Raw genomic sequence first — 10,244 nt, 5'->3', positions numbered from 1 at the left:
TCATAGGCCTTGGCAAATTCCGCAAGCGGCAGCGGCAGCGTCAGCGGCGCGCCATTGGCATTGATCGCCTGAATGACCAGGTTCTGGCCCTTCTTCATGTTGGCGATCAGATCAGGCGTCGCCTCATAATCGGACATGCAGCCATTGGCGAAGCAGATCACGTAAGGGCTCTGCTGCGGCTGGTTGTTGTCGACGATGATGCGCGTGCCGTGCACCAGCTGCATGCCGAGCGGCAGCGTGACGCGCAGGATTTTCTTCGGCTCGCCTTCCGGCTCGATGATCACGGCGGCGACCACCGGTTGGCCGGACTCGATGCGTCCGTCCTTGCCGGTGAAGCAGACCTGCTTGGCGTTGGCGTCCTGGCCCTTGAGGCAGAACTTCGTCCACGGCGCATAGATCAACTGGATCTGCTGGTCCGCCGGAGGTTGCTGGCCGGGGGCCGGTTGCGCCTGGGCTGCCGGGCCGGGTTCGGGGGCCGCAGCGGGCGCTTTCGGCAAAGCCTTCGGCGCGGCCCTCGCCCTGGGGGCGGGCGGCGTCTGGGCTCGAGCCGGGACATCCAGGGCAAAGGGAGCAGCCAGCGCGGTTGCCGCCAACAGGGCGAGGACCCGCCCACGCGGCCGGACCGACGCGGCCAAGATACAGAAATTCATTGCGGAAAACCCTTTCTGAACGGGAGCGCCGTGCCGGAGGCGCCACATCTAGCCGTTGAGCGCGGCTGTCTCCTAGTCAATTGAGGCGGATACGTGACCGGTTCCCGCCGCCCTCCTCAATTGCCCGCCTTCATACCGTGGCGCGCGGAAAGATCAATGCCGATAGGCATATTTAACGAAGCCAATCCGCTTCATCTCAGGCGCTGTGCTAAAACTCACACGTGAGCCCGTACCGAATCAAATCCGCGCGTTCCAATGCTGGTTGTTAGGCGTATAGGCCTGCACGCAGGTGTCGGGTTTCTACTCGCTTGCGGCATCGCGTTGATGCTGGACGTTGCGCGGGTCTCGGCGGCTGAGAGCTATGCCATCGCCATGCAGGGCGCGCCCGCGCTTGCCGCCGATTTCAACCATATGCCCTATGCCGATCCCGACGCGCCCAAAGGCGGCCGGCTTACCTGGGGCATGCTCGGCACCTTCGACAGCCTCAATCCCCTGATCGTTCGCGGCATCGCGCTGCAACAAATCCGCGGCTATGTGGTCGAAAGCCTGATGGCCCGCGGCGAAGACGAGCCCTTCACGCTCTATGGCCTCTTGGCAAGAAGCATAGAGACGGACGATGCCAGAAGTTACGTCACCTTCCATCTCGATCCGCGGGCGCGTTTTTCCGATGGCACGCCGGTGCTCGCAGCCGACGTGCTGTTTTCCTGGGCGCTGCTGCGCGACCACGGTCGACCGAACCATCGCCAGTATTATTCCAAGGTCGCAAAGGCCGAAGCGATCGGCCCGTTGACGGTGCGCTTCGACCTCGAAGGCGCCAATGACCGCGAATTGCCGCTGATCCTGGGCCTGATGCCGGTCCTGCCCCGCCATGCCGTCGATGTCGCGCACTTTGAGGACACCACGCTGGCCGCGCCGCTTGGTTCCGGCCCCTATCGCGTCAGCGCGGTGAAGCCCGGCGCCAGCGTCACGCTGACGCGCAATCCCGACTATTGGGGACGCGATCTGCCGGTCAACCGCGGCCTCTGGAATTTCGACGAGATCAGGTTCGATTTCTATCGCGAGGCCAACGGAGCGTTCGAAGCCTTCAGGCGCGGCCTCTATGATTTCCGGGTCGAGACTGAGCCGCTGCGCTGGCACGACGGCTATGACTTTCCGGCCGCGACCAGTGGCGCGGTGGTCCGCGATACCCTCAAGACCGGCCTGCCAGAACCTTCGGAATTTCTGGTCTTCAACACCCGCCGGCCGGTGTTCGCCGATCCCAGGGTGCGACAGGCCCTGCTGCTGCTGTTCGATTTCGAGTGGATCAACCGCAACTACTTTTTCGGACTCTATGCGCGCAGCGCGAGCTATTTCGCGGGATCGGAGCTGTCAGCCTATCGGACGCCAGCCGACGCGCGCGAGCAGGAGCTGTTGAGGCCGTTCGCATCGCATATCGCCCCCGACATTCTCGACGGCAGCTATCGCCTGCCCGTCACCGACGGCTCGGGACGCGACCGCGTCAGCCTGCGCAGTGCGCTGCTGCTGTTGTCGCAAGCAGGCTACGACCTCGACGATACGATGCTGCGCCAGCGTTCGACGCGGGCGCAGCTTTCGTTCGAGATCCTGGTGACGACCCGCGACCAGGAGCGGATTGCGCTGGCCTATGCCAATGACCTCAAGCGCGCCGGCATTGCCGTCACGGTCCGCGCCGTCGATCCCGTTCAGTTCGATCAGCGGCGCCTCGCCTTCGACTTCGACATGATTCCGAACCGCTGGGACCAGTCGCTGTCGCCGGGCAACGAGCAGTCGTTCTACTTCGGCAGCGCGGCCGCCAGCACCGAGGGAACCCGCAACTACATGGGCGCCAGGGATCCCGCGATCGACTCCATGATTGCCGCCCTGCTGGCGGCGCGCGACCGCGCCGGTTTCGTCTCGGCGGTGCGCGCCCTGGACCGGGCGCTGATGTCGGGTGTCTATGCAATTCCGGTGTTTAACGCCGGCGAACAATGGATTGCGCGATGGAATCGGATAGAACGGCCTGCGATCACTTCTCTGGCCGGGTACCTGCCGGAGAGCTGGTGGCAAAGGCCGGAAGCGCAAACCAAGCGACTGCAATCGAAGTGACTGCACGCAAGTGATTTGGGGGCGGTTCGATGGAGCAGAGGATCGAAAGGCGGGGCAACGAGGTGAACCAGAGCAACGCATCGCCAACGCTCGACGCGCTGTTCCAGCGCATCCTGGCGCGCAAGCCCGATGCCACTGCATTGGCCGATCCACGCAACAAGCTGCGCGTCACCGGCCAGCCGCCCAGACGCCTGACCTACGAACTGGCCGATCGCGCGATTTCGGCGCTGGCGGCGCATTTCATCGAAGCCGGGCTGCCGACCCATTCGGTCATCGCGGTGCAACTGCCGAACACCATCGAGTTCGTGCTGACCGTGCTGGCGGCGCATCGCGCCGGTCTCGTGGTCGCGCTGTTTCCCCTGCTGTGGCGCCAGGCCGAGCTGGTCGCGGCGCTCAATCGCACCAGCGCGCGGGCGATCGTGACCGCCAGCAAGATCGACGGCGTCAGTCATGCCGATCTCGCCATGAATGCGGCGGCGGAAGCCTTTTCGATCCGCCATGTCTGCGGCTTCGGCAGCGATCTGCCGGAAGGCATGGCTTCGCTCGACCAGGCGCTGGCGAAACCCTCGAACACCGCGCGCTCCATCATCCAGGACGGCCGCAAGGCCGCGATCATTTCCTTCGACGTCACCGCCGACGGATTTCGCGCGGTGCCGCGCACCCATCTGAGCGTGATCGCAGGCGGGCTTGCGCTGTCGCTCGAGAGCGACGTGCCGCAAAGCGCCACCGTGATGTCGGCCTTCGCGCCCTCCTCCTTCGCTGGCCTGTCCGCCTCGGTCGCGGTCTGGCTGCTGTCGGGCGGAACGCTGGCCCTGCACCACCCCTTCGACGGCGATACGCTGGAACGCCAAATGGCGGAGCTCGCCTGCGACACCCTGATCGCGCCGGCGCCGGTGGTGTTGCGGCTCGACGAGCTCGACCTGGCCGCGCGCATGCCGACCTTGCGCAATGTGATCGGGATGTGGCGCGCGCCGGAGCAGGTGGTATCGAGCCCACGCTGGACGGCGCAGCAGGCCTCGCTGACCGACGCCTATCTGTTCGGCGAGGCCGGCCTGTTCTGCGCCCGCCGCGGCGATGACGGCGCCCCGGCGGAGGTCAAGCCGGGATTGCATGGCGCGCCGCGCGAACTGCCGGGATCATCGATCTCGGGTGAAATCCTGATCACGCCGAGGGGCACTCTGGGACTTCGCGGACCGATGGTCGCGGTCGCCGCCTATGCGCCGCCGCCGCCAACCAGCGACTCGCTGATGCCGCAGCCGCCCCGCGATTACGTCGATACCGAATATGCCGCGCGGATCGACCGATCGACCGGCGCGGTCTCGGTGACCGCGCCGCCCTCGGGTGTCATGGCGGTCGGCGGCTACAGGTTCCTGGCGTCCGATCTGCAGGAATGGGGCCGCCGGCTCGGGCAAGGCGCGCTGCTCACCGCCCTGCCCGATCGCCTCAGCGGCCATCGCCTCGCCGGCCGCGCCCACGACAATGCGCGGGCCCGCGAAGCCCTGATCGAGCTCGGGCTCAACCCGCTGATGGTGGAAGCGTTTCGCGACCGCGGCACGCCCGGCTAGGCAAATCCCGCAGCTCAAAGCACGACAGTCATCATCTGGCTTCGGATTTCCTGCGCGGTCTTCTTTAGCGGCAGCAGAAACTTCTTCCTTGCGCCGGCTTCGCTGATCGTTCCCGAGATCGTGTTGACGCTGAGCGCGGCGACGACCGATCCCGGCGGATCCCGCAACGGGACGGCTATGCCGCAAATCGCCGGATCGAGTTCGCCGTCCACCCAGGCGTAACCGTCGCTCTCGACCCGCGCGAGCACGTCGCCGAGACGTCGCGGATCGGTCACCGTGCGCGGCGTCACCGGCTTGAACGTTGCGCCGGCGAGGTAGGCAGCCCTCCGCTCGGCGGGAAGCGCCGCCAGCAGCACGCGACCGAGCGAGACCAGATGCGCCGGCAAACGGCTTCCCAGGCCAAGATGCGCCGTGAGGATGCGGCGCGCCGGCAGGCGAGAGACATAGACGATGTCGTCCTCGTCGAGCACGGCCATTGCACAGGATTCCCCGAGCTCGTTGCGCAGATCCTCGAGTGCGCGTTGCGCGTAGGCCCAGTACGGCAGCGCATTCAGGTACGAAAGTCCCAATCCGAGCGCCCGCGGCCGCAGCATGAAATAGCGTCCGTCGATCGCGCAATATTTCAGCCCGACCAGCGTCGCCAGAATACGGCGCGCGGTGGCGCGATTCAAACCGGCAGCTTCCGCGGTCTCGGCCAGCGTGTGCCGTCCGGGGGGTCTGCCGAGCGCCTCGATCACCGAAAAGCCGCGCGCGATCGCTCGCACGAAGCTGTCGCTGTCCTTCCCCATCGCAAACCCCCCCAGCGAAAGCCTCCCCAAAACCCTGGCCACTTGCCAGGCAGGATCGGCCGCGCTACCAAATGTTCATCTAGTGACTAAACTGTTCGCTAGGCGAACACACCAACTTGTACTGGGAGCAGACGCGATGGAGCAAGCAGAAAGTTCTGCGGCCGCGACCTTTGAGACCGATTTCTGGAAGGACGCACAGCTGCGCAAGGTCTGGGACGAGATCGTGCCCGGCGAGCCGCGCAAGACCCTGCCATACCAACTGACCAAGGAAGCGATCGCGCTGTATTGCAGGGCGGTCGGCGAAACCAATCCGCTCTATCTCGACGAGGCCGCGGCCACGGCCAGCCGGTATGGCGGCCTGATCGCGCCACCGTCGATCCACATCCTGCTGATGTTCGCCTGCACCCCGGCCGATGACTGGATGCGCAGCCCTGGCACGGTCAATGCCGGACAAGCCTGGAGCTACAACATTCCGGCCCGGCCCGGCGACACCATCACGCTACAGGCGCGCGCGCTCGACAAGTTCATCAAGCGTGAGCGGCTGTTCGTGGTGCACGACAACGTCTTCTTCAACCAGCGCGGCGACGTGATCTGCTCGGGTCGCGGCCAGACCATCCGTCCGATGTAAGGAAGCAAAGATGATCGTGACATTCGAGACTATGGCCGCCGGCGATGCCGTCAACGGACCCGCCTTCGCGGTGTCGCGCGAGTCGATCCGCCTGTTCTGCGACGCCTCGCTCGACTACAACCCGCTGCACCTCGACGACGAGTACATGAAGGGCAGTTTCGGCAAGACCAGTTTCGGCGGCATCATCATGCACGGCATGAACAATTTCGGGCTGATCACACGCATGCTGACCGACTGGGCGGAGCCCGCTGGCGCCATCCATCGCCGGTTGGAAACGCGCTGGGTCAAACCGGTGAAGCCGGGAGACACCATTCGGCCGACAGGCATCGTCAAGGCCAAGCAGGCCACCGTCAAATCCCGCTGGGTCCTGATCGACGTGATGGTGCTCAATCAGAACGACGAGAAGGTCGCGATCGGCGAAGCCATGGTGGAGTTTCCGGTCATGGCCAAGGCCGGCTGAAGGCGGCCGCGCGGCAGGAGCGCGTTTTGCGCCAATGCTCTTCCCGGTCCGCGAAATCCGTTTCGGCAGCGTTCGTTCGTCCCTGAAGCTGTTTGGCGAAAGGAACGAGGAGGCGGACACAGCAAATGCGCGGACCGTCGGCGTCATCGGATCGGCAGAGATGCCGCTCCGACAAGCGCCAGCAGCCCGAGGCCGACAGGCCAAGCGATAAAACAACAAAATCAGGGAGGCACCTCATGCAAAAGCCGATCGAATCCGGTCCCTACGGACGAATTGCCTGGCGGCTGATTCCGTTTCTGCTGGCATGCTATGCGGTGGCGATCGTCGACCGCTTCAACATCGGCTTTGCCAAGCTGCAATTGCTGCAGGATCTGAAGCTCGATGACGCCGTTTTCGGTCTGGCGGCGGGAGTCTTCTCGGTCGGTTACGTTGCGCTCGAAGTCCCCAGCAATCTGCTGCTGGCGCGCATCGGCATCCGCAAGACGCTGCTGCGGATCATGATGCTCTGGGGCGTCGTGACGGTTCTGCTGGCGCTGGTGCAGAACCAGTACCAGCTCTATGCGCTGCGTTTTCTGCTCGGTGCCGCCGAGGGCGGTTTCTTTCCGGGCATCCTGTTCTATCTCACGCTGTGGTTTCCGGACCGGATTCGCGGCCGCATGACGAGCCTGTTCGTGATGGCGGTGCCGCTGGGCGGCGTCATCGCGGGTCCGCTCTCCGGCCTGATCATGGACGGCATGCGCGGCGCTCACGGGCTCTCCGGATGGCAATGGCTGTTCATCATTGAAGGCCTGCCGTCCGTGCTGCTCGGTGGCGTCGCCTATTGCTATCTGCCCGACGGTCCGCGATCGGCTTCGTGGCTCGGCGCCGACGAGAAGCTGCGTGTGGAACACGACCTCGCGGAAGATCGCCGGGCGGCGCGGGCAACGCGCAGCTTCGCGGCAGCGCTTCGCGAACCGAAGGTCTATCTGCTGGCCTTCATCTATTTTGCGTTCTTCTGTTCGCTCAACACCATCCTGCTGTGGACGCCGACGCTGCTGAGACGCGTGGGCGTGGCCACCGCCATCGACATCGGCTGGCTGAGCGGCGCGATCTCGGTGGTATCGGCGCTCGGCATGGTCGCAATCGGCTATAGCTCGGATCGCAGGATGGAGCGCCAATGGCACGTTGCACTGTGCGGTCTGGCCGCGGCGGCGTGCTTCCTCGCGCTGCAGCTTGCCCGGAACAATGTTGCGCTCACGGTATTGCTGCTCGCGATGGCATCGATCGGGATCTTTGCGATCCTGTCCTTGTTCTGGACCATCCCGAACGCCACACTGGAAGGAGATGCGGCCGCCGGCGGCATTGCGCTGATCAGCGCGATCGGCTCGTTTGGCGGCGCGGTCTGCCCGGCCTTCATCGGATGGATGAGCGTCGCCACGGGAAATATCTATCAGCCTCTCGATGCCGTGGGCGCCCTGCTCGCGATCGGCATGGTCACGCTGCTCATCGGCGTCCCGAAAGCCGGCGCAACGCTGCCTCTGTCCGAACCAGCCTGAACTCGATGCTGGTCGAACAGAGACCAAATCGTGGCGACGGCAAGGCTTGGACGGCTTCCGCCTCCGAGCCGCGGGAACTTTGTTGACGGCGCGTTAACGTCGGCGAATTAGGATTGGAGCACTCCCTTCCCGAGAGCACCGATCCCTGATGTCGCAGCAAGGCCCGATCCTCGTCGTCTCGAACGAAGTGCGGCCGTCCTTTCTACCTTCGCTTGACGCGGCGAAGCTGTTCCCGCTGATCGAAGTGGCCTTTGCCGATGCCGCGCGTGCGGTGGCGCAGCTGCAACCTGCCGCGATCTTAGCCGCGATGGCCGGCGCGGGTGACCCGCATCTCGAGCCGCTCGCGAAACAGAGTGCCAGTGCAAAACCCTATCTTCCCTTGATCGCGGTCGATCCGAAGGTCTCGCTGCCGTCGAACGCCATTCCATTCATGTCAGCCGACGGCAATTTCGATCGGCTGGTCGCTCGGCTGCACGCCGCACTGCGGATCCGGGCGCTGCACGCAACCGTGCTGCGCCGGCTTGGCGATCCGCGGAGCGTGCAAGAGATATTGCCCGACGGAGATCCCATCCGTGATGCCACCGTGCTGCTGGTCGGGCGCGGCGGCGCCTTTCCCGCGCTGTCGGTCGCATTCGGCGAACGCATCGGCGTGGTCGGCGCCTTCAGCATCGAGGCGGCCGCGAACCATCTCAACACCCGTGATATCGACGGCATCCTGCTCGGCGAAGGCTTTACCGCGCGCGTCGAGGATGCGTTTCTCACGGTGCTGTCGGAGGATGCGCGCTTCCGCAACCTGCCGGTCGTGGTGACCTCAGGGCAATTGGCGCCCGCCTACGGTCTGGCCAATCTCGAAATGATCTCCGGCCAGCCGGCGGATGTCGCGGCCTATGCGCTGCCGCTGATCCGCCAGCGCGCATTCGAGGCCCGGCTGAGCCGCGCGCTGCGCTCGATCGAGGCCGGCGGGATGCTCGATCCGCAAACCGGCCTGTTGACGAAATCCGCCTTCGATCGCGATTTCGCCGTTGCGGTCAAGCAGGCGAAGTCGCATGGCGGCGGATTGTCGATCGCGCGGTTTGCCTTTCCGGTGACAAACCCGCGTGCGCATCTCGACGGCGGCAGGATCCTGAGCCGGCTGATGCGGAAGATGGATTTCGGCACCGTTCATGACGCGCATTCCGTCGTCGTGGTATTCGCCGACACTGATCTGCGCTCGGCGCACGCCATCGCTCGGCGGCTGGCGAGCGTGATGCGCCAGACCTCCTATGGCAAACGCGCCGGCCGTTCCGAGACCAGCGTGAACGTCGCGGCCCTGCAGTCGACGGACACAGTGAAGTCACTGCTGGACAGGCTTTACGACAATACCGAACGCGCGGCGTCCTGACGCGTCTCAACGGATGCTCGGAACAATCGTTCCCTCCTTGCATTGGTCAGCCGCAAATCTGCACCCGCAAGTCTGCACTGGAGGAGAATATGAAAAAGATTGCACTGATCGTCGCGTCCCTCGCCGTTCTCGCAAGCCCGGCCTTCGCCGAGAACGCCAAGACCACCACCGGCAACGCGCCCGCCGAGGCGAAATTCTCGACGGTGTCGAAGGACGAGATGTTCAGCTCGAAGCTGAAGGGCCTTTCGGTCACCAACCAGAAGGACCAGACGATCGGCGAGATCACCGATCTCGCGATCAAGAATCACGAGGTCGACGCGCTGATTCTCTCGGTCGGCGGCTTCCTCGGCATGGACGAACACTATGTCGCGGTGTCGCCATCGTCGGTCAACGTCCGCTATGACAGCAAGGACAACAAGTGGCTGGCGTCGATGAACACCACCAAGGAAGCTCTGAAGGAAGCGCCGGAGTTCAAATATCCGAAGTAAGCGTCGCGCATTCCGAAATGACGGCAGCCGTCGGCGGCAACGCGGGCGGCTGTTTTCGCAATGACGCCGATAGGTCGCAGTCACGCCGCCTTCTTGTTCTCCGCGAGATTGGCGAGCTGGCGCAGGATCTCGGTGGTTCCGGTCAACCGCTCTTCCGGCGTCTCCCAGCCCTGCAGAAACACCACTTTCATGTCCGGGCGCACCTTGGCGGCCTGGCCATGCTGGCGGATGAAATAAACCAGACGGTCGGGCTGGGCGAACTTGTTGTCGCGGAAGCTGATGACGGCGCCCTTCGGTCCGGCATCGACCTTCTCCACATTGGCCCTGCGGCAATAGCCCTTGATGGCGGCGACCTTGAACAGATAGCGCACCTCGTCCGGCAGCACGCCGAAGCGGTCGCGCATTTCGGCGGCGAAATTCTCGATCTCCTCGTCGGTCTCGAGATCGGCGAGCCGGCGGTACAGCGACAGCCGCACCGGCAGGTCGGACACGTAGTCCTCCGGGATCAGCACAGGCATGCCGATCGTGATCTGCGGCGACCAGCGGTCGGCGGTGGGCTCGACGATGCCGGCCTTGAGGTTGATGATCGCCTCTTCCAGCATCGACTGGTAGAGCTCGAAGCCGACCTCCTTGATATGGCCGGACT

Annotated in this window: 10 protein-coding genes; 7 read left to right on the top strand and 3 right to left on the bottom strand. The window is 64.7% G+C overall.

Features of this window, described 5'->3' with window-relative positions:
- Positions 1-650, bottom strand: a 650-nt coding sequence (locus tag WCB02_RS13070) for an invasion associated locus B family protein (RefSeq protein WP_423958646.1), incomplete at its 3' end; no start/stop codon positions are given.
- Between the two features lie 324 nt (positions 651-974).
- Between WCB02_RS13070 and WCB02_RS13065 the strand changes: the two genes are divergently transcribed.
- Together WCB02_RS13065 and WCB02_RS13060 are read left to right on the top strand one after the other, a co-directional pair.
- The gene (locus WCB02_RS13065; RefSeq protein WP_423958645.1) at positions 975-2,753 is read left to right on the top strand and encodes an extracellular solute-binding protein; all 1,779 of its coding nucleotides are present in this window, start codon (positions 975-977) and stop codon (positions 2,751-2,753) included.
- Between the two features lie 62 nt (positions 2,754-2,815).
- Positions 2,816-4,318, top strand: a complete 1,503-nt coding sequence (locus tag WCB02_RS13060; protein WP_423958644.1) for an AMP-binding protein — start codon at positions 2,816-2,818, stop codon at positions 4,316-4,318.
- Between the two features lie 14 nt (positions 4,319-4,332).
- Here the strand turns inward: WCB02_RS13060 and WCB02_RS13055 are convergent, their stop codons facing one another.
- On the bottom strand, positions 4,333-5,106 hold the full coding sequence (locus WCB02_RS13055) for an IclR family transcriptional regulator domain-containing protein (RefSeq protein WP_423958643.1): 774 nt from the start codon (positions 5,104-5,106) through the stop codon (positions 4,333-4,335).
- Between the two features lie 136 nt (positions 5,107-5,242).
- Here WCB02_RS13055 and WCB02_RS13050 point away from each other — a divergent pair, with 136 nt between their 5' ends.
- The 5 genes from WCB02_RS13050 to WCB02_RS13030 all read left to right on the top strand — a co-directional run bounded on the left by WCB02_RS13050 (position 5,243) and on the right by WCB02_RS13030 (position 9,598).
- A complete protein-coding gene (locus tag WCB02_RS13050) occupies positions 5,243-5,734 on the top strand; it encodes a MaoC family dehydratase (RefSeq protein ID WP_423958642.1) in 492 nt (163 codons plus the stop codon).
- A 10-nt stretch (positions 5,735-5,744) separates the two neighbouring features.
- Positions 5,745-6,194: a MaoC family dehydratase gene (locus WCB02_RS13045; protein ID WP_423958641.1), complete on the top strand. Its 450-nt coding sequence runs from the start codon at positions 5,745-5,747 to the stop codon at positions 6,192-6,194.
- A gap of 236 nt (positions 6,195-6,430) precedes the next feature.
- Positions 6,431-7,729, top strand: a complete 1,299-nt coding sequence (locus WCB02_RS13040; RefSeq protein ID WP_423958640.1) for an MFS transporter — start codon at positions 6,431-6,433, stop codon at positions 7,727-7,729.
- Between the two features lie 148 nt (positions 7,730-7,877).
- Positions 7,878-9,110, top strand: coding sequence for a GGDEF domain-containing protein (locus WCB02_RS13035; RefSeq protein ID WP_423958639.1), 1,233 nt, complete (start codon positions 7,878-7,880; stop codon positions 9,108-9,110).
- Between the two features lie 89 nt (positions 9,111-9,199).
- Positions 9,200-9,598 (top strand): PRC-barrel domain-containing protein, encoded by a 399-nt coding sequence (locus tag WCB02_RS13030; protein ID WP_423958638.1) that lies wholly within the window; start codon positions 9,200-9,202, stop codon positions 9,596-9,598.
- Positions 9,599-9,678: 80 nt separating this feature from the next.
- Here the strand turns inward: WCB02_RS13030 and WCB02_RS13025 are convergent.
- On the bottom strand, positions 9,679-10,244 hold a 566-nt coding region (locus WCB02_RS13025; RefSeq protein WP_423958637.1), incomplete at its 5' end, for a TRCF domain-containing protein.

Source organism: Bradyrhizobium sp. (assembly GCF_049581145.1).
GTDB lineage: Bacteria > Pseudomonadota > Alphaproteobacteria > Rhizobiales > Xanthobacteraceae > Bradyrhizobium.
Note: the sequence above shows the minus strand (reverse complement) of the source record. Positions and strands in the feature narration are given on the sequence as shown.

What these genes read in the sequence shown, in the direction of transcription:
- WCB02_RS13065 (WP_423958645.1), top strand. Translation starts at nt 975, where the DNA reads ATGCTGGACGTTGCGCGGGTCTCGGCGGCTGAGAGCTATGCCATCGCC.
- WCB02_RS13055 (WP_423958643.1), bottom strand. Translation starts at nt 5,106, where the DNA reads ATGGGGAAGGACAGCGACAGCTTCGTGCGAGCGATCGCGCGCGGCTTT.
- WCB02_RS13050 (WP_423958642.1), top strand. Translation starts at nt 5,243, where the DNA reads ATGGAGCAAGCAGAAAGTTCTGCGGCCGCGACCTTTGAGACCGATTTC.
- WCB02_RS13045 (WP_423958641.1), top strand. Translation starts at nt 5,745, where the DNA reads ATGATCGTGACATTCGAGACTATGGCCGCCGGCGATGCCGTCAACGGA.
- WCB02_RS13040 (WP_423958640.1), top strand. Translation starts at nt 6,431, where the DNA reads ATGCAAAAGCCGATCGAATCCGGTCCCTACGGACGAATTGCCTGGCGG.
- WCB02_RS13035 (WP_423958639.1), top strand. Translation starts at nt 7,878, where the DNA reads ATGTCGCAGCAAGGCCCGATCCTCGTCGTCTCGAACGAAGTGCGGCCG.
- WCB02_RS13030 (WP_423958638.1), top strand. Translation starts at nt 9,200, where the DNA reads ATGAAAAAGATTGCACTGATCGTCGCGTCCCTCGCCGTTCTCGCAAGC.